Origin of the sequence: Comamonas sediminis (assembly GCF_041107495.1) — a bacterium.
Classification (GTDB): domain Bacteria; phylum Pseudomonadota; class Gammaproteobacteria; order Burkholderiales; family Burkholderiaceae_C; genus Comamonas; species Comamonas sediminis.
In genome coordinates this window covers 703444-721993 of record NZ_JBGBDC010000002.1, presented here as the reverse complement: position 1 = coordinate 721993, position 18550 = coordinate 703444, and the positions used below count along the sequence as shown (strand labels likewise).

Genomic DNA, 18550 nt, shown 5'->3' with positions numbered 1-18550 from the left:
CACGGAACAAGATATGTCGAGTAATACTGTCGCCGAGTTCGCTGTTGAACTCAAGAAATCACCGGATACATTGCTGGAACAACTGCAAGCTGCAGGTGTGTCCAAGCAAAATGCATCCGATGCACTGACCGAATCGGACAAACAAGCGCTGTTGTCCCATCTGCAGGCCGCCCACGGCGCTGCCGACCGCAAGAAGATCACATTGACCAAGAAATCTACCAGCGAGATCAAACAAGCCGACGCCACCGGCAGGGCACGCACCATCCAGGTGGAAGTGCGCAAGAAGCGTACCTTCGTCAAACGTGACGAAGTTGCCGAGCCCGATGCCGAAGAAGCGCTCAAGCACGCCGAAGCCAAGCAAAAGGAAGCCGAACACAAGGCTGAGCTGGTCAAGCGCGAAGAGGAAGCCCGCCGCGAAGCTGAGCTGATCAGCAAGCAGGAAGCGGACCTGGTGCAGCAGCGTGCCGATCGCACCGAACGCGAAGACCGCGAGCGCAAGGAGCGCGAGGCCGAGGAGCGCGCCGCTGCCTATGTGGCCAAGACGCAGGAGCGCAAGGCCCAGGAAGCTGCCGAGCAGGAAGAAGCGGCCCGCCGCCATGCCCAGGAGCTGGCTGCCCGCAACGAAGCGCAGGCTGAAGCCAAGAAAAAGGCTGAAGACGAATCCAAGGCCCGTGAGGCGGAGGAAACCGCGCGCGCTGTCGATCTGGACGAGCGCCGCCGCAAGGCCCTGGCCGAAGCGGAAGCCATTCGCGCGATGATGAACGCGCCCAAGAAGGTGCTGGTGGCCAAGAAGCCTTCGGAAGAGAAGAAGGATGTCAAGGCCGCTGATGCCAAGAAGGGCACCTTGCACAAGCCTGCCACCACCGGGACTGGCGCTGCCAAGCCTGCCGCTGGCGCAGCGCCTGGCAACAAGGAAGTCAAGTCGGCCAAGCTGTCGTCGAGCTGGAGCAACCAGAACGACAGCAATGGCAAGAAGAAAGAGCTCAAGACCCGTGGAGATTCCTCGGGTGGCGTGGCTGGCCGTGGCAACAACTGGCGCTCCGGCCCCCGTGGCCGCCGTGGCAACGATCGCAACGACAACCGTGGCGCGCAATCGGCTGCGCCGGTGGAAGCGCGCGTGCTGGACGTCTATGTGCCCGAGACCATCACCGTGTCCGAGCTGGCCCACAAGATGGCCATCAAGGCCTCCGAGGTGATCAAGTCGCTGATGAAGATGGGCCAGATGGTCACCATCAACCAGCCACTGGACCAGGACACCGCGATGATCGTCGTGGAAGAGATGGGCCACAAGGCGCACATTGCTGCGCTGGATGATCCGGAAGCGTTCACCGCCGAAGAGGAATCCCAGGCCGAATCCGAAGCGCTGCCACGCGCTCCGGTGGTGACCGTGATGGGTCACGTCGACCACGGCAAGACCTCGCTGCTGGACTACATCCGCCGCAGCAAGGTGGCTGCGGGCGAAGCCGGCGGCATTACGCAGCACATTGGTGCCTACCACGTGGAAACGCCACGCGGCATGATCACCTTCCTGGACACCCCCGGTCACGAGGCCTTCACGGCCATGCGTGCCCGTGGTGCACAGTCGACCGACATCGTGATTCTGGTGGCCGCTGCCGACGACGGCGTGATGCCCCAGACCAAGGAAGCCATCAAGCACGCCAAGGCGGCTGGTGTTCCTATCGTGGTGGCCATCACCAAGGCGGACAAGCCCGATGCCAACCCCGAACGCGTCAAGCAGGAGCTGGTGGTCGAGCAAGTGGTGCCTGAAGAGTACGGTGGTGACTCGCCCTTCGTGGCCGTGTCGTCCAAGACCGGCCAAGGCATTGACGAGCTGCTCGAACAAGTGCTGCTGCAGGCCGAAGTGCTGGAACTCAAGGCACCGGTGGAAGCCAATGCCAAGGGTCTGGTGATCGAAGCCCAGCTGGACAAGGGCCGCGGCCCGGTGGCCACGGTGCTGGTGCAGTCCGGTACCCTGAAGGTCGGCGATATCGTGCTGGCAGGTCAAACCTATGGCCGCGTGCGCGCCATGGTCGACGAAGACGGCAAGGTCGCCAAGGAAGCGGGCCCATCGCTGCCCGTGGAAATCCAGGGTCTGTCGGATGTGCCGCAAGCCGGTGATGACTTCATGGTGCTGCCCGATGAGCGCCGCGCCCGTGAAATCGCCACCTACCGTGCAGGCAAGTTCCGCAACACCAAGCTGGCCAAGCAGCAGGCTGCCAAGCTGGAGAACATGTTCGCCGAAATGGGTGCAGGCAACGTTCAATCGCTGCCGATCATCATCAAGGCCGACACCCAGGGTTCGCAGGAAGCATTGGCTGCCTCGTTGCTCAAGCTGTCGACCGACGAAGTCAAGGTGCAGATGGTCTACACCGGCGTGGGTGGTATCAGCGAGTCGGATGTGAATCTGGCGCTGGCTTCCAAGGCGATCGTGATTGGTTTCAACGTGCGTGCGGATGCGCAGGCGCGCAAGACCGCCGAGAGCAACGATGTTGATATCCGCTACTACAACATCATTTACGACGCTGTCGATGAGTTGAAGGCGGCCATGTCCGGCATGCTGGCTCCCGAGCAACGCGAAGAGATCATCGGTATGGCCGAAATCCGCACCGTGTTCGTGGCCTCCAAGATCGGTACCGTGGCAGGTTCGTACATCACCCAGGGTCACGTTACCCGCAATGCACACTTCCGTCTGCTGCGCGACAACGTGGTCATCTACACGGGTGAGATCGACTCGCTGCGCCGTATGAAGGACGACGTCAAGGAAGTCAAGGAAGGCTTCGAGTGCGGTATCAAGCTCAAGAACTACAACGACATCAAAGAAGGTGATATGTTGGAAGTCTTTGAGATCAAGGAAATCGCTCGTACGCTGTAATTTCCGATGGCAACTCGCAAGAAAACTGCTGCGCCCAACCGCAGCTTCAAAGTCTCCGACCAGATCCAGCGCGATCTGTCGGAGCTGATCGCCCGTGAGTTGAAGGACCCACGTGTGGGCATGGTGACCCTGCAAGCCGTTGAGGTGACGCCGGACTACGCCCACGCCAAGGTCTATTTCAGCTTGCTGATCGGTGACCCTGACCAGACCCAGGACGCATTGAACCAGGCTGCTGGCTTTTTGCGCAATGGCCTGTTCAAGCGCCTGCACATCCACACCGTGCCGACCTTGCACTTCATCTACGACCGCACCACCGAGCGTGCAGCCGACATGAATGCCTTGATCGCCAAGGCAGTGGCATCGCGCGGTCCCGAGGAAGGCTGACCCGATGAATGCCTCTCGCACACGGGTGCAGCGGCGCCCTGTGCACGGGGTGTTTCTGCTTGATAAACCCATTGGCCTGTCCAGCAACGACGCTTTGCAAAAAGTGAAGTGGCTGCTGCGCGCCGAAAAAGCGGGCCATACCGGCACGCTCGACCCTTTGGCCACCGGTGTGCTGCCGCTGTGCTTTGGCGCGGCCACCAAGTTCAGCCAATTGCAGCTCGATGCCCCCAAGACCTATGAGGCCCTGGTGCACCTGGGCGCCACCACCACCACCGGCGATGCCGAGGGAGAGGTGCTGCAGACCTGGGAGGTGGACACACAGGCGCTGACCTCCGAAAACCTGGCTGCTGTGGCGGCCCGGTTCACCGGCCCCATCAGCCAGGTGCCGCCGATGTACAGCGCGCTCAAGCGCGATGGCAAGGCCCTCTACGAATACGCCCGTGCCGGCATCACGCTCGAGCGTGAGCCGCGCGCCGTGACCATCTTGCATCTGACGCTCTCCCGCGTTGAAGAAGAGCAGGCGTATGTCGCGCTCAAGATGACGGTGCGCTGCAGCAAGGGCACTTATGTGCGTACGCTGGCCGAGGACATCGGCCAGGCGCTTGGCTATGGCGCGCATCTGCGCAGCCTGCGCCGCATAGAGACCGGCGGGATCGATCTGTCCCGCTGCATCAGCCTGCAAACCCTGGAAGCGACGCCCGACGCCGAGCGCCTGCAGACCGTGTTGCCCGTCGACACGTTGCTTGCAGCGCACACCCGTGTCACGCTCGATGGTGATAATGCAGGCAGATTTTTGTCCGGCTTGCGCCGGCGGGGTGAATGGGCCGATGCCGATGCAGTGGCCGTTTATGGAGAAGAGCCTCCTGCGCTTTTGGGTGTGGCACACATCCGGGCGCGTGAGCTCATTCCCGACCGCCTCCTGAGCCCCGTCGAGATTCAACAAATTTTGGAAGGAACGCCGCGCCCACAAGCCAGCGGCATTTTGGAAACATCATGAGCAAACAAATCCGCAATATTGCGATCATCGCCCACGTTGACCATGGCAAGACGACCATGGTGGACCAGCTGCTGCGCCAGTCTGGTACCTTCGCCGAACACGAAAAAGTCGTGGACACCGTGATGGACAACCACGCCATCGAGCGTGAGCGCGGCATTACCATCCTGGCCAAGAACTGCGCCGTGTCTTGGAACGGCACCCACATCAACATTCTCGACACCCCCGGTCACGCGGACTTCGGTGGTGAAGTGGAACGCGCGCTGTCCATGGTGGACGGTGTGGTGCTGCTGATCGACGCGCAAGAAGGCCCCATGCCCCAAACGCGTTTCGTGACCAAGAAGGCACTGGCCCTGGGCCTCAAGCCCATCGTCGTGGTGAACAAGGTCGACAAGCCCGGTGCCAACCCCGACAAGGTCGTCAACGCTGCGTTCGACCTGTTCGACAAGCTGGGCGCGACCGATGAACAGCTGGACTTCCCCGTGGTGTACGCCTCGGGCATCAACGGCTGGTCGTCGAAGGAAGAAGGCGAGCCAGGCGCGCAATGGGGTCCCGACATGTCGGCCCTGTTCGAAACCATTCTGGAGCACGTGCCATCGGTGCAAGGCGATGCGACTGCACCGCTGCAGATGCAAGTCTCCGCACTGGACTACTCCACCTTCGTGGGCCGTATCGGCGTGGGCCGTATCACCCAGGGCACGCTCAAGCCCGGTCAGCAAGTGGCCGTGATGGCCGGCCTGGACGGCAAGAGCTACACCGGCAAGATCAACCAGGTCCACACCTTCCAAGGTATTGACCGCGTGCAAGCGACCGAAGCCGGTCCTTCCGAAATCGTGCTGATCAGCGGTATCGAAAACATCGGTATCGGTGAAACCGTGACCGACCCGGCCAATCCACAGCCTCTGCCGATGCTGAAGATTGACGAGCCTACGCTGACGATGAACTTCTGCGTGAACACCTCGCCACTGGCAGGTCGTGAAGGCAAGTATGTGACCAGCCGCCAGATCTGGGACCGCCTGCAAAAGGAACTGCGCTCCAACGTGGCCCTGCGCGTCAAGGAAACCGACGAAGACGGTATCTTTGAAGTGGCTGGCCGTGGTGAACTGCACCTGACCATTCTGCTGGAAGAAATGCGCCGCGAAGGCTATGAGCTGGCCGTGTCCAAGCCACGCGTCGTGATGCAGATGATCGACGGCGTCAAGCACGAGCCTATCGAGCTGGTGACGGCCGACATCGAAGAAGGCCACCAAGGCGGCGTGATGCAAGCGCTGGGCGAGCGCAAGGGCGAGCTGGTGAACATGGAACCCGATGGCCGCGGCCGCGTCCGTCTGGAATACCGCATTCCGGCCCGTGGCCTGATCGGTTTCACCAACGAATTCCTGAACCTGACCCGTGGTTCCGGCCTGATCGCCAACATCTTCGACAGCTACGAGCCGCACAAGGGCGAAATCGGCGGCCGCAAGAATGGCGTGCTGATCTCGATGGACGACGGTGAAATCTTCACCTACGCGCTGGGCAAGCTGGACGACCGTGGCCGCATGTTCGTCAAGCCCAACGACCCTGTGTACGAAGGCATGATCGTCGGTATCCACAGCCGTGACAACGACCTGGTCGTGAACGCCACCCGTACCAAGCAGCTGACCAACTTCCGCGTGAGCGGCAAGGAAGACGCGATCAAGATCACGCCTCCTATCGAGCTGTCGCTGGAATACGGTGTCGAGTTCATCGAAGAAGACGAACTGCTGGAAATCACCCCCACCAGCCTGCGCGTGCGCAAGCGCCACCTGAAGGAACACGACCGCAAGCGCGCATCGCGCGAAAACGCATAATCTGCGTTGCGACGTGATCCCACACCAGCAAAGGCCGCATCTGCGGCCTTTTTTGCGTATTGGAGGCGTCAGCCCGTAGGCTGGAGCTTGAGCAGCAGTTCCTTCAAACGCTGCGCCGTGGCCACCGGCTGGCGCTGGTTCAACGCCAGCGCAATGCCGATCTGGGGCAGGTGCTGGGTGTCGGTCAGTTCGCGGAAGACGACGCCTGGCGTGGCGGCCTTGGCGACGACGGCGGGCACCAAGGCGACGCCCAGGCCCGCGCCCACCAGGCTTACCAAGGTCTGTGCCTGCACGGCATGCTGCTTGATCTTCGGCATGAAGCCAGCGTTCTGGCAGGCCAGCACCACCAGCGCATGCAGGCCTGGCACCTCGCTGGGGCGGTAGTTCACAAAGGGTTGGTCGGCCAGGTCGATCAGTTGCAGACGGTCCTTGATCTGCAGCGGGTTGCCAGCGGGCAGCGCGGCAATCAGGCGGTCGGGCTCGACCGGGGTGATGGACAGCTCGGTGGCCTGTGTCACCGGGTAGCGCAGTAGGCCGGCATCGAAATCGCCGCTGGCGACCTGGGCGCAAATCTCACGCGTGGTCGATTCCGTCAGCACCAGGTCGATCGCAGGGTAGGCGGCCCGGAAGGCCTGCACCAGTTTGGGAATCAGCGAGAACGTGGCCGAGCCGATAAAGCCGATGTGCAGGCGCCCCAGCTCGCCGCTGGCAGTGGTCTGTGATACCGCCTGCACCTGGCGCGCATGGTAGAGCGCGAGCTTGGCGCTCTCCAGCGCAGCCCGGCCCGCGCCCGACAGCACGGTGCCGCGCCGGTCACGCTCGAACAGCTGCACGCCCAGGTCGTCTTCAAGCTTGCGGATCGACTGCGACAGCGGCGGCTGCGACATATGCAGCTGCTCGGCCGCCTGGCGGTAGTTCAGGGTGTGCGCCAGGGTGACAAAGTGGCGCAGTTGGCGCAAGTCCATTGATATCTCCTGTGTATCAGTACCTGTCAATTGCGACATAGACACAGTTGTGAAACATATCAAATAATGCCATTCATCGCTATCACCACAAAGACGGAGACAAGCCTTGAGTGCATTGACAGGCCTGCGGGTGCTGGACCTATCCAGCGTGATTTTCGGGCCGCTGGCCAGCCAGGTGCTGGCCGATTACGGCGCCGAGGTGATCAAGATCGAGCCGCCCGGCGGCGACTCCACGCGCTACACCGGGCCGGCGGCTGAGGCCGGCATGTCGGCGCTGTTCATGGGCTCCAACCGCAGCAAGAAAAGCGTGGTGCTGGACCTGAAAGCGCCCGAGGCCCAGGAGGCGCTGCATGCGCTGCTAAAGACCACCGATGTCTTCATGCACAGCATGCGCCCGCAAAAACTGGCCAAGCTGGGGCTGGACCCGGTGCGGCTGCGCAGCCAGTACCCGCGCCTGGTCTACGTGGGCCTGCATGGCTTTGGCGAGGATGGCCCCTATGCCGGCCTGCCCGCCTATGACGATGTGATCCAGGGCATGAGTGGCCTGGCCGACCTGATGGAGCGCCAGACCGGCGAGGCCCGCTACCTGCCGACCATTGCCGCTGACAAGACCTGTGGCCTGGTGGCAGCGCATGCGGTGATGGCGGCCTTGTTCCAGCGTGAACGCACCGGAGAGGGCAGCTTTGTCGAGGTGCCGATGTACGAGACCATGGTGGGCTTCAACCTGGTCGAGCATTTCTACGGCATGCATTTTGAGCCGGCACTCAGCGGTGCCGGCTACCCGCGCGTGATGGCGCCCTGGCGCAAGCCCTATAAAACCCTGGATGGCCATGTCTGCATGATGCCCTACACCGATGGCCACTGGCGCCGCTTCTTTGCCGCCGTGGGCCAGCCAGAGCTGGCGCAGGACGAGCGCTTTGCCACCCAGGCCCAGCGCACCCGCCATATCGCGACCTTGCTGGAGACCATGAGCAGCTATGTCGCGCAAAAGGACACCGCCTACTGGCTGCAGACCTGCGAGGCGCTGGAGATCCCCGCCGCCCCCGTCGCGCGCATGGACGACCTGCCGCGCGACCCGCACCTGCAGGCCACCGGCTTTTTTGTCGAAAAGCACGATCCCGCCATGGGCACGGTGCGTTTTCCGCGCTCCTCGGTGCGCATCGATGGAGCGCAGGCTCCCATCGGCATGCCACCGCGCCTGGGTGAGCACACGCAGCAGCTGCTGCGCGAAGCCGGGTGGGGCGATGCCCGCATTGCCGCTTTGCAGCCCTCCGTGGCTGATGAACCGCTGAAAGAAAAAACGCCATGACCGCCCCTAACTGGATTTCTTCCACCGAGAACCGCGCCGCCACGCTGGCCGGCACCGCACGCATGGGCCAGGGCTTTGTCTGGCAGGACCTGCAGGTCGGCCAGCAGCTGCGCACCTTTCGCCGCACGGTGACGGAGACCGACCTGGTCAACTTCATCAACACCACCGGCATGCTCGAAGCCATCTTTATCGAGGACGGCTACGACGGCGGCGCGATCCGGGGCCGGCCGGTACCCGGTGCGCTCACCTACACCTTGATCGAAGGCTTCATCCTGCAAAGCATGATCCAGGGTACGGGCCTGGCCATGTTGGAGTTGCACCAGAAGATTCTGGGCCCGGTGGTGGTGGGCGACACGATTGAGGCGCTGGTGGAAGTAACCGATATCAGGCCCACCAGCAAAGGTGGCCGGGCGGTGGTGACCTCGCGCATCGAGGTCTACAACCAGCGCCAGGAGCAGGTGATGGTCTACACCGCCGTGCGCCTGCTGGCGGGGCGCTAGCGCGGCCTTCCGTTAGGTGGCCGCCCTGGCCTGGGTCAGATGAGAGAACAAATACAGGAGACAAAGATGCAATATGGTTTTGTACGCCGTTCGGCCCTGCTTGCGTTGGCGCTGGTGGCTGTTGGCGGGGCTGCGCAGGCGCAGGATCCCTGGCCCAGCAAGCCGATCACCTTGGTCGTGCCGTTTCCGCCGGGCGGGCCTACGGACATGGTGGCGCGGGTGCTGGCACAGCAGGTGGGCCAGCAGCTGGGGCAGACGGTGATCGTCGACAACCGGCCTGGCGCCAACGGCAATATCGGTAACGCGCTGGTGGCCAAGGCGGCGGCCGATGGCTATACGGTGCTCTACAACACCTCGTCGATTGCGCTCAGCCCATCGCTGTACAAAAAACTCAGCTACGACGTGGCCAGGGACCTGCGCCCGGTCGCGTTGACGGCCGTGGTGCCGCTGGGCCTCGTGGTCAACCCCAAGGTGCCCGCCCACACGGTGCAGGAGCTGGTGAAGTACGCGCAGGACAACAAGGGCAAGCTCTCCTACGGCTCGGCCGGCAATGGCAATGTCACCCACCTGGCCGCCTTTCAGGTGGTGCAGCACTATGGCATCGATGCCAGCCATGTGCCCTACAAGGGCAGTGCGCCGGCCGATGTGGACCTGGTCGCGGGCCAGATCGAGTTCATGACCGACACCATCAACTCGGTGGCGCCCTTCATCAAGGACGGCAAGCTCAGGCTGCTGGCGGTGAGCACGGCCCAGCGCATTCCCAATTTCCCCAACGCCCCCACGTTGGCCGAAAGCGGCATGACCGGCTTTGAGGCCGGTGCCTGGCAGGGTGTGATGGTGCCTGCCAAGACGCCCGATGCGGTGGTGCAGCGCCTGAACGCCGAACTGCTGAAGGCATTGAAGGACCCTGGCGTGCTGGAGAAGCTGCGCGTGCAGGGCACCGAGCCGCTGGGCTCTACCCCGCAGGCCTATGGCGACTACATCCAGAGCGAGATCAAGCGCTGGGCCGGCGTGGTCAAGAGCACCGGCGTATCCCTGGACTGAACGAAAGCGAAGACGATGACGATTCTCAACGGACTGGCGCTGACGCGCATCCCGCCCGAGGGTGAGGCGCTGCGCGCCGAAGTGCGTGCCTTTTTGCAAGAGGCGGTCAAGGACATTCCGGCCCATATCCGCGCCAAATCCTGGAGCGGTTATGACCCCGCCTTCAGCCGCAAGCTGGGGCAGAAGGGCTGGCTGGGCATGACTTTCCCCAAGGCATATGGCGGCCATGAGCAGGGCGCTTTTGCGCGCTATGTGGTGGTCGAGGAGCTGCTGAATTTTGGCGCCCCGGTCGGTTCGCACTGGATTGCCGAGCGCCAGAGCGCGCCCTTGATCCTGAAATACGGCACCGAGGCGCAAAAGCAGCGCTATGTACCGCCGGTGGCGCGGGGCGAGAGTTTTTTCTGCATCGGCATGAGCGAGCCCAATGCCGGCTCCGACCTGGCCAGCGTGCGCACCCGCGCCGTGCCCCATGAGGGCGGCTGGCTATTGAACGGCCAGAAGATCTGGACGACGAACGCCCAGCACTGCCAGTACATGATTGCGCTGGTGCGCACCTCGGGTGAGGCGGCTGACCGCCACAAAGGTCTGTCGCAGTTGATCGTGGACCTGAGCCTGCCGGGCGTCACCGTGCGGCCCATTGAGGACATGTCAGGCGATAGCCATTTCTGCGAGGTCTTCTTTGACAACGTGCAGCTCGCCCCCGATGCACTGGTGGGCGCTGAAGGGCAGGGCTGGGAGCAGGTCACCGCCGAGCTCGCCTATGAGCGCAGCGGCCCGGAGCGCCTGTTCTCGTCGGTGGTGCTGTTGGACCAGTGGCTGGCCTTTTTGCGCAGTCAGGCGGCGCCACGCGCGGAATCGCTGAAGCTGGCCGGCCAGATCCTGACACGCCTGGCACCCTTGCGCGCGCTGTCGGTGGCGGTGCAAGAGAAGCTGGTGCAGGGCCAGAGCCCCATCGTCGAGGCCGCGCTGGTCAAGGACCAGGGCACCGTGCTGGAGCAGTACATTCCGGCCGCGATTGCCGATGACCTGATGGCGCTGGATGGCGAGGCCGTGCCGCATGAACTGCTGCTGACCCTGAACTACCTCACACTCGTCTCGCCCTGCTACACGCTGCGCGGCGGCACCCGCAGCATTTTGCGCGGCATGATCGCGCGCGGCCTGGGCCTGCGTTGAGCGCAAGGAGAAAAACATGGACCATTTGATTAACGAGGCCCTGCGCGATCTGCTGAGCGGCCAATGCATGCCTGCTGTGGTACGCGCAATAGAGAGCGAAGCGGCAGCAAGTGCTGGGGCATCACCGGCCGCTGCGGCGCTGTGGCAGCAGATTGAAGATACCGGCTTTGCCGACCTGCTGCTGCCCGAGGCCGCTGGCGGTGCAGGCCTGGCCTTGCGCGATGCCTTTGGCGTATGGGATGTGCTGGGCCAGCATGCGATGCCGCTGCCGCTGGCAGACACCATGCTGGCGCGGGCCTGGCTGGCAACCGCCGGTGTGCCATTGCCGCAGGGCGCCATTGCATTGGCGCCGCAGCTGGCAGTGGCGGCCGGTGGCGTGCGGGCCGCCGGTGTGCGCGGCGCCCGCGTGGCGCAATGGGTGCTGGGCCAGCAAGGCACCGATCTGCTGCTGCTGCCGGTGGCTGCAGCACAGGCCAGTGCCAGCATTTTTGTGCTGGATGCGGATCTGCACTGGCCCGAAGCAGCACTGGCCTCTGCAACGCGCGTGCCTGCCTTCGCCTCCTTGCTGGTCGCGCAGGCGGGGCTGGTGTCGGCCTTGCTGGCGGGCAGCCTGCTGACGGTGTTGGAGAGCAGCCTGAACTTTGCCAACGAACGCCAGCAGTTCGGCCGCCCGATTGGCAAGTTCCAGGCGATCCAGCATGAGCTGGCGGTGATGGCCGAGCATGTGAGCGCCGCGCGCATGGCCGCACAGATCGCCTGCGAGGCCGATGGCGTGGTGGCAGACCCGCTCAAGGTGGCGGTGGGCAAGGCGCGCAGCAGCGAGGCGGCTGTCGAGGTGGCCTCGCTCGCCCACTCGGTCCACGGCGCCATCGGTTTTACCACCGAGTTTGACCTGCAGCTCTACACCCGCCGCCTGCACCTGTGGCGCCAGACGGCCGGCAGCGAAAGCTATTGGCAGCTGCAGGCGGGCCAAGCACTGCTGGCTGCCGATGGCATGGCGCTCGATGTGATCCGCCAGATCACGGACAGCAGCGCGCCGGTAGCCTGATTTGGCACCTGATTGACCGCAGCCAGCGCCGTTTTTCGGCTATGGTGGCGGTTGTTTTCAGAAGAACAAGGAGTCAAGTCTTATGTCGGTCTACACCGAAGATGTGCAAAGCGAAGTGCGTGGCCAGCTGGGCTTTATCACGCTCAACCGGCCCAAGGCGCTGAATGCGCTGTCGCTGGCGATGGTGCGCGAGCTGCGTGATGTGCTGCTGCGCTGGCAGCAGGACGACAAGGTGCTGGCCGTCGCCATCCGGGGCAGCAACAAGGAGGGCGCGTTTGGCGCCTTCTGCGCTGGTGGCGATATCCGCTTTCTGCATGCCGCCGGCATGGCAGGCAACCCCGAGCTGGAGGATTTCTTCACCGAGGAATATGCGCTCAACCACCTGATCCACCACTTCGGCAAGCCCTATATCGCCTTCATGGATGGCATCGTGATGGGTGGCGGCATGGGCATCAGCCAGGGCGGCAGCCTGCGCATCGTCACCGAGCGCACGAAGATGGCGATGCCCGAGACGGCCATTGGCCTGTTCCCCGATGTGGGCGGCGGCTACTTCCTGTCCCGCTGCCCCGGCCATGTGGGCGAGTACCTGGGCCTGACCGGCCAGATGATTGGCGCGGCCGATGCACTGGCCTACCGGCTGGCCGATGGCTACCTGACCAGCGCGCAGCAGCAGGCGCTGTGGGACGGGCTGGCCACTGGCAGCTTTGCCAACGGCGACGCGGTGCAGGCCTTTGTCAAAGCCGGCCTGGCACCTGCGCCAGAGCGTGCAGCCAACCCCGATGCAGAGATCAACCAGTACTTTGGCCTGGCCGATGTGCCGGCCATCATCGCCGCACTGGAGGCCGGCAACAGCGACTTTGCCCGCGCCACTGCCGAGACCTTGCGCAAGCGCTCACCGCTGATGCTGTTTGTCGTGCTCGAGCAGATCCGCCGCGCTCGCGGCATGCGCCTGGCTGACGACCTGCGCATGGAGCGCGACATGGTGCGCCACTGCTTCTACCTGCGGCCCGACCGCAAGAGCGAGACGCTCGAAGGCATCCGCGCACTGGCGGTGGACAAGGACCACGCCCCCCAGTGGAGCCCCGCCCGCATCGAAGACGTGAACCTGCAGGAAGTGGCGCAGATGTTTGCCAGCCCCTGGCCTGTGGAGGCGCACCCGCTGCTGGCGCTGAACTGAGCGACAGGACAGCGCAAGCGGCTACGTGGATGCGTAGGCGCTTGCCGCTCATCAATAGCGGGTGGGAGCCGGTGTGCTATACCTTGACGTCTGATCGTCAAGCTATCCATGAAAGGCAACAGCATGAAGCATGCAGACTCCCGGACCTCCTCGCTGCGCGTTGAGGCGAACATTGGTGAAGGCTTTTGGCGCAAGGGCCCCCAAGACAGCCTGCCGCCACCCGATATGACGGGCGCCTATATGCGCAACCGGCCGGTGCTGGGGGCGCCGGTTGCTGGGCGCAAGGCCTGGATCATCGGCAGCGGCATCGCCGGCCTGGCCGCAGCTTTCTACCTGATCCGTGACGGCGGCATGGCTGGCGAAGACATCACCATTCTGGATACCCTGGATGTGGCGGGTGGCTCGCTCGATGGTGCGGGCAATGCCGAGCAGGGCTATATCGTGCGCGGTGGCCGCGAGATGAACTGGAACTACGACAACTTCTGGGACCTGTTCCAGGACGTGCCGGCGCTGGAGCTGCCCGAGGGCTACAGCGTGCTCGACGAGTACCGCTACGTCAATGACAACGATCCCAACTGGTCCAAGGCCCGGCTGATGCACCAGCAAGGCAAGATCCGCGATTTCTCCACCCTGGGCCTGACCAAGGCGCACCAGTGGGAGATCGTCAAGCTGCTGCTCAAGCGCAAGGAGGAGCTGGACGACATCAGCATCGAATCCTATTTCAGCAAGAGCTTTCTGGAGACCAATTTCTGGTACCTGTGGCGTTCGATGTTCGCGTTCGAGAACTGGCAAAGCCTGCTGGAGATGAAGCTCTACATGCACCGCTTTCTCGATGCCATCGATGGGCTGACCGACATGTCGGCGCTGGTGTTCCCCAAGTACAACCAGTACGACAGCTTTGTCGTACCGCTGACGCGCATGCTCAAGGACAAGGGCGTGAAGGTGCAGTTCAACACCCGCGCCTATGACTTGGACATGCGCGAAGAAGCGGGCAGCCGCACGGTCACCGCGATCCGCTGCCGATCGGCGGGCCAGGAGGTACAGATTGACGTCGGTCCCCATGATGTCGTGTTTGCGCTGACCGGCTCGATGACCGAGGGCACGGCATATGGCGATATGGATACGGTGCCGGTGCTGGCGCGTGGCAATGAGGAGCCGGGCGATGACAGCGACTGGACCTTGTGGAAGCGCCTGGCAGCCAAGTCGCCGGTGTTTGGCCGGCCCGAAAAGTTCTATGGCGATGTGAAGGGCTCGATGTGGGAGTCGGCCACGTTGACCTGCAAACCCTCGCCATTGATCGACAAGCTCAAGGAACTGTCGGTCAACGATCCCTACTCGGGCAAGACGGTGACCGGCGGCGTCATCACCTTCACCGATTCGAACTGGGTGATGAGCTTTACCTGCAACCGCCAGCCGCATTTCCCCGACCAGCCCGGCGACGTGCTGGTGCTGTGGGTCTACGCACTGCTGATGGACAAGAAGGGCAACCATGTGCCCAAGACCATGCCTGAATGCACGGGCCGCGAGATTCTGGCCGAGCTGTGCTACCACCTGGGCATTGCCGACCAGATCGATGCGGTGGCGGCCAATACCAAGGTGCGCCTGGCATTGATGCCCTACATCACCGCGCAGTTCATGCCGCGCGCCGCCGGCGACCGGCCCCATGTAGTGCCCGAGGGCTGCACCAACCTGGCCTTGCTGGGCCAGTTTGTCGAGACCAGCAATGATGTCATCTTCACGATGGAGAGCTCGGTGCGCACGGCGCGCATCGGCGTCTACACCCTGCTGGGCCTGCCCAAGCAGGTGCCCGACATCAGCCCCACGCAGTACGACATCCGCAACATCATCAAGGGTGCGCGGGCGCTGAATGGCAACCAGCCCTTTGTCGGTGAACGTTTGCTGCACCGCGTGCTGGGCAAGACCTATTTCGCCCACATTCTGCCGCCGTTGCCCGACAACGACGAGACCCTGCGCGAGCGTGCCGAATCGGAGCTGGCGCAGCTGCTGGGCAAGGGCGGCCAGGCTTTCGGCAAGCTGTCGGCCTGGCTGGAGCGCTACAGCAGCAATCTGCGCGATAAATCCAAATAATTGGCGTGCGGGGCGGTATGCCCCCATGCAAAGAGGTGGCCGCAGGGCCACCTCTTGTTGTATGCGCTGACGGTCAGGGCCGCTGGCCGATCAAGGCGTGGCGAGCTTCCACACACCGCCGCCCATGCCGTCGCCACGCTTGTCGCCCGCCTGGCTGTCCTTGGCGAAGTAGTACAGCGGCCAGCCCTTGTAGGCCCACTGCTGGGTGTTGTCCGTGCGGGTGATGATGCTGAAATCACCAATCGGCTTGGCGCCTGGGGCCACGCCCAGTGGCGGCCAGTTGGTGGCGCACTGCTGGTAGCAGGTGGAGGCACCGCTGCCAGCAGTGTCCTTGGTGAAGGTGTAGAGCGTGCGGCCATCGGGACCGACGAGCACACCATCGGCGGAACGCACCGGGGTGCTGGTGGCCGCTTCCTTGTGGTCCTTGTGGTGCATCGAGCCACAGGCGGTCAAAAGGACGGCCGACAGCGGAATGGCCAGTACTGCGAGCTTGGAGAACATAGACAGCATCCAGGTTGGTTGATGGTGCCGACCAATATAGTGCGCGCTGATGTAGTGCCGTGTCAGACGGGCGCGCTATATCGCAGCCCTCAGCGCCCGGCGTCAGCGCTCGCGGCAGCCAGTTTCAGCATGCGGTCAAAGGTGGCGGCCAGGGTGTCGCGGCGGTCCTGACGGTAGTCCTCATCCGGGTCCAGTTCGTCGATGCTGCCGTCCCACTCGCGCAAATAGCTTTGCTTCCACTGCTGCAGCTCTTGCAGATCAGGCCAGCGCGGCGCCATGCCGTTTTCTGCCATCACGCAGAGCAGCTCGATGCGGCACGGCACGATATCGCCGTCCCATTCATCGGCCTGCATGCTGTCCGGCGATGCCATCGCTTCCCGGATCTCTGCAATCAGCTGGCCGGTGGTGTCGCCGAGCCAGTCCAGTGCTGCGTCGTTGTCAAAATTGCCGTGTGACCAAGTTCCCCTGCGGATCTCGCTACAAGAGATAGAGAGCAAAAAAACAGGGCCACTCGTGATGGTGGCCCCATGGCAGTTACGCGGAAGTTGTCGCCGATCAGCGGTTGTGCACCTTCATCGCGCGCTCGACCTCGCGCTTGCCTTCGCGGTCCTTGATCACGTCGCGCTTGTCGTGCTCGGCCTTGCCCTTGGCCAATGCAATATCGCATTTGGCCAGGCCGTTCTTCCAGTGCAGGTTGATGGGGACCAAGGTGTAGCCCTTTTGCTCGACCTTGCCGATCAGGCGCTTGATCTCGTCCTTTTTCATCAAGAGCTTCTTGATGCGCGCGGCATCCGGGCTCACATGGGTCGAGGCGGTCTTGAGCGGGTTGATCTGGCAGCCCATCAGAAAGAGCTCGCCGTTCTTGACGAGCACGTAGCCATCGGTCAGCTGGGCCTTGCCCTCGCGCAGTGCCTTGACTTCCCAGCCGTGCAGCACCATGCCCGCTTCGAAGCGTTCCTCAAAGAAATAGTTGAATGCAGCCTTCTTGTTATCGGCTATGCGGCTGTTGGTGTTGTTCGTCTTCGACATAATTGCAATATTAGGGGCAAAACGGCTTTCCCAAGCCCTTAGGGCTGCTGGGTGCAGCGCTTTTTGTTCTGGTCTATGATTTTATGAATGTTTTGGGCGGCAGCCGGTTTGCTGCTGCAGCCCGCTCTCCTGTCTGCATGAAAACTGTCAACAAGTCCGTCCTGATCTGGTACAGCCCCCAGGAGATGTTCGATCTCGTGGCCGATGTGCCACGCTACCCAGATTTTCTGCCCTGGTGTGACCACGCGCATGTGCTGGAGCAGCACGCCGATGGCGTCACCGCCGAGGTAGGCATTGCGTTGGCGGGTATCAAAAAGTCCTTTGTCACCCGCAACACCTACGAGCCGGGCAAGCGCCTGCAGATGGCGCTGGTCAAAGGGCCGTTCTCGCAACTGCAGGGTGATTGGCGCTTTGAGCCGGTGGGCGACGGCAGCCAGCGCGCCTGCAAGGTATCGCTGAGCCTGAGCTACGGCTTTGACAGCATGGCGCTGGCCGCCGTGGTCGGCCCCATTTTCGACAAGATCGCCGCGACGATGATGGACGCCTTCATCCAGCGTGCCGAGAAAATCTATGGCTGATGGAGACACGGCGGCAGCAGCGCGCGCAGTGGCGGCTGCAGTGGCGGCTGCAGGCCTGATGCAGGTCGAAGTGGTCTGGGCTGAGAATGGCGAACCCCACAGCGTGCAACTGCGGCTGCCCGCCGGTGCCAGCCTGGCCCAGGCCCTGGCTGCTGCCAGCGCACAAACCGGCCAGGTGTTTGCCGATACGCAGGACGCTGGCATCTGGGGCCGGCTGCGCTCCCGCAGCCAGCTTCTGGCAGATGGCGACCGGGTGGAGCTGTACCAGCCACTCAAGGTCGATCCGAAAAAGGCCCGCCGTGAGCGCTTTGCCAAGCAGGGCGCCCGCGGTACAGGCCTGTTTGCCCGGCGCAGGCCGCAGTCCAAAGCCGGCTATGGCGCTTGACGCCGCGCGCCTTGAATGAAAAAAGCCAAGCATCTGCTTGGCTTTTTGGCGGGTGGCGCGGGTGATCAGCAGTTGTTGAAGATGGCCTCATCGGTGCGCTTGATCTCGGAGGCGCGCTGTTCGGCATTCTGGAACACCATCTCTCCCTTTTCATTCGGTGCACGGACGGCCTTGCCGGTGTCATACATCGCCTTGGCCTGCTGCGCACGTTTGCAGTTGTCCGCCCTGGCCGCCGCTTGCTTGGCCTTCTCAGCAGCTTCGGCATCGGCCTTGGCCTTGGCGTCTGCGGCTTTTTTCGCCTCCAGCTCCTTGTCCTTGCCGGCGGCTGCCTTGGCAGCAGGGGCGGCCGCTGCAGGGGCTGGTGCCGCTGCCGCATCGCTGGCCTCGCCCTCTTGCGGGGCAGGGCTGGCATCGCGCAGCGCAGGGCCTGTGCCCGAGGATTGCACACCCTTGAGCGCGCCATAACCCTTGGGGCGCTTGACAATGTTCTTCTCCGGCACCTCCAGCCCCGGTGGTCGGTCGCTGAAGACCTTGCGGCCATCTTTGTCGATCCACTGCCACTGGGCCATGGCGGGCGCGCCAATGCCAATGGCTACCGAGAGCAAGAGCAGCTTGATGAGTTTCATAGAAGGCGAGTGTAGCGTGCCGATTGTCGGTGCCGCACGAAGTTGTTG

The 18550-nt window shown here is 63.3% G+C and carries 18 protein-coding genes; 13 read left to right on the top strand and 5 right to left on the bottom strand.

The window, feature by feature from the left end:
- Window positions 1-13: 13 nt before the first annotated feature.
- Genes infB through typA form a run of 4 tightly spaced genes read left to right on the top strand, consistent with a single transcriptional unit; the run spans window position 14 to window position 6079 of the window.
- Window positions 14-2872, top strand: coding sequence for a translation initiation factor IF-2 (gene infB, locus AB7A72_RS07500; protein ID WP_312462360.1), 2859 nt, complete (start codon window positions 14-16; stop codon window positions 2870-2872).
- Window positions 2873-2878: 6 nt separating this feature from the next.
- On the top strand, window positions 2879-3256 hold the full coding sequence (gene rbfA, locus AB7A72_RS07495) for a 30S ribosome-binding factor RbfA (RefSeq protein WP_021027862.1): 378 nt from the start codon (window positions 2879-2881) through the stop codon (window positions 3254-3256).
- Between the two features lie 4 nt (window positions 3257-3260).
- Window positions 3261-4253 (top strand): tRNA pseudouridine(55) synthase TruB, encoded by a 993-nt coding sequence (gene truB, locus AB7A72_RS07490; protein WP_312408850.1) that lies wholly within the window; start codon window positions 3261-3263, stop codon window positions 4251-4253.
- Entirely contained in the window at window positions 4250-6079 is a 1830-nt protein-coding gene (gene typA, locus AB7A72_RS07485) for a translational GTPase TypA (protein WP_239811713.1), read from the top strand. Before truB ends, typA begins: the two co-directional genes overlap by 4 nt.
- 68 nt (window positions 6080-6147) lie before the next feature.
- Here typA and AB7A72_RS07480 read toward each other — a convergent pair whose 3' ends face one another.
- Complete coding sequence (locus tag AB7A72_RS07480) at window positions 6148-7044, bottom strand: LysR family transcriptional regulator (protein WP_369459503.1); 897 nt, start codon at window positions 7042-7044, stop codon at window positions 6148-6150.
- A gap of 106 nt (window positions 7045-7150) precedes the next feature.
- On the opposite strand from AB7A72_RS07480, the gene AB7A72_RS07475 reads away from it, so the two are divergent.
- The 7 genes from AB7A72_RS07475 (at window position 7151) to AB7A72_RS07445 (ending at window position 15383) form a co-directional block, all read left to right on the top strand.
- Window positions 7151-8353, top strand: a complete 1203-nt coding sequence (locus AB7A72_RS07475; RefSeq protein WP_369459502.1) for a CaiB/BaiF CoA transferase family protein — start codon at window positions 7151-7153, stop codon at window positions 8351-8353.
- Window positions 8354-8415: 62 nt separating this feature from the next.
- Window positions 8416-8853, top strand: a complete 438-nt coding sequence (locus AB7A72_RS07470; RefSeq protein ID WP_394680233.1) for a MaoC family dehydratase — start codon at window positions 8416-8418, stop codon at window positions 8851-8853.
- A gap of 66 nt (window positions 8854-8919) precedes the next feature.
- Window positions 8920-9897: a Bug family tripartite tricarboxylate transporter substrate binding protein gene (locus AB7A72_RS07465; protein ID WP_312408856.1), complete on the top strand. Its 978-nt coding sequence runs from the start codon at window positions 8920-8922 to the stop codon at window positions 9895-9897.
- A 15-nt stretch (window positions 9898-9912) separates the two neighbouring features.
- Window positions 9913-11070 (top strand): acyl-CoA dehydrogenase family protein, encoded by a 1158-nt coding sequence (locus tag AB7A72_RS07460; protein WP_369459501.1) that lies wholly within the window; start codon window positions 9913-9915, stop codon window positions 11068-11070.
- A 16-nt stretch (window positions 11071-11086) separates the two neighbouring features.
- Window positions 11087-12118: an acyl-CoA dehydrogenase family protein gene (locus AB7A72_RS07455; protein ID WP_369459500.1), complete on the top strand. Its 1032-nt coding sequence runs from the start codon at window positions 11087-11089 to the stop codon at window positions 12116-12118.
- A gap of 82 nt (window positions 12119-12200) precedes the next feature.
- Window positions 12201-13295, top strand: a complete 1095-nt coding sequence (locus AB7A72_RS07450; protein ID WP_369459499.1) for an enoyl-CoA hydratase/isomerase family protein — start codon at window positions 12201-12203, stop codon at window positions 13293-13295.
- 123 nt (window positions 13296-13418) lie between these two features.
- Window positions 13419-15383, top strand: coding sequence for an oleate hydratase (locus AB7A72_RS07445; RefSeq protein WP_369459498.1), 1965 nt, complete (start codon window positions 13419-13421; stop codon window positions 15381-15383).
- Between the two features lie 90 nt (window positions 15384-15473).
- Here the strand turns inward: AB7A72_RS07445 and AB7A72_RS07440 are convergent, their stop codons facing one another.
- From AB7A72_RS07440 to smpB, 3 genes are all read right to left on the bottom strand, one after another.
- Entirely contained in the window at window positions 15474-15884 is a 411-nt protein-coding gene (locus tag AB7A72_RS07440) for a COG4315 family predicted lipoprotein (protein ID WP_239811722.1), read from the bottom strand.
- 89 nt (window positions 15885-15973) lie between these two features.
- Window positions 15974-16381 (bottom strand): DUF4259 domain-containing protein, encoded by a 408-nt coding sequence (locus tag AB7A72_RS07435; protein ID WP_369459497.1) that lies wholly within the window; start codon window positions 16379-16381, stop codon window positions 15974-15976.
- A 58-nt stretch (window positions 16382-16439) separates the two neighbouring features.
- Window positions 16440-16913 (bottom strand): SsrA-binding protein SmpB, encoded by a 474-nt coding sequence (gene smpB, locus AB7A72_RS07430; protein WP_021027262.1) that lies wholly within the window; start codon window positions 16911-16913, stop codon window positions 16440-16442.
- 137 nt (window positions 16914-17050) lie between these two features.
- Here smpB and AB7A72_RS07425 point away from each other — a divergent pair, with 137 nt between their 5' ends.
- Both AB7A72_RS07425 and AB7A72_RS07420 read left to right on the top strand, forming a co-directional pair.
- Window positions 17051-17491 carry a type II toxin-antitoxin system RatA family toxin gene (locus AB7A72_RS07425; protein ID WP_239811724.1) on the top strand — a complete coding sequence of 147 codons (441 nt, stop codon included), beginning with the start codon at window positions 17051-17053 and terminating at the stop codon, window positions 17489-17491.
- Between the two features lie 58 nt (window positions 17492-17549).
- Window positions 17550-17876: an RnfH family protein gene (locus AB7A72_RS07420; protein ID WP_312462373.1), complete on the top strand. Its 327-nt coding sequence runs from the start codon at window positions 17550-17552 to the stop codon at window positions 17874-17876.
- Between the two features lie 65 nt (window positions 17877-17941).
- On the opposite strand, the gene AB7A72_RS07415 is transcribed toward AB7A72_RS07420, so the two are convergent.
- On the bottom strand, window positions 17942-18502 hold the full coding sequence (locus AB7A72_RS07415) for a DUF4124 domain-containing protein (protein WP_312408863.1): 561 nt from the start codon (window positions 18500-18502) through the stop codon (window positions 17942-17944).
- Window positions 18503-18550 lie beyond the last annotated feature (48 nt).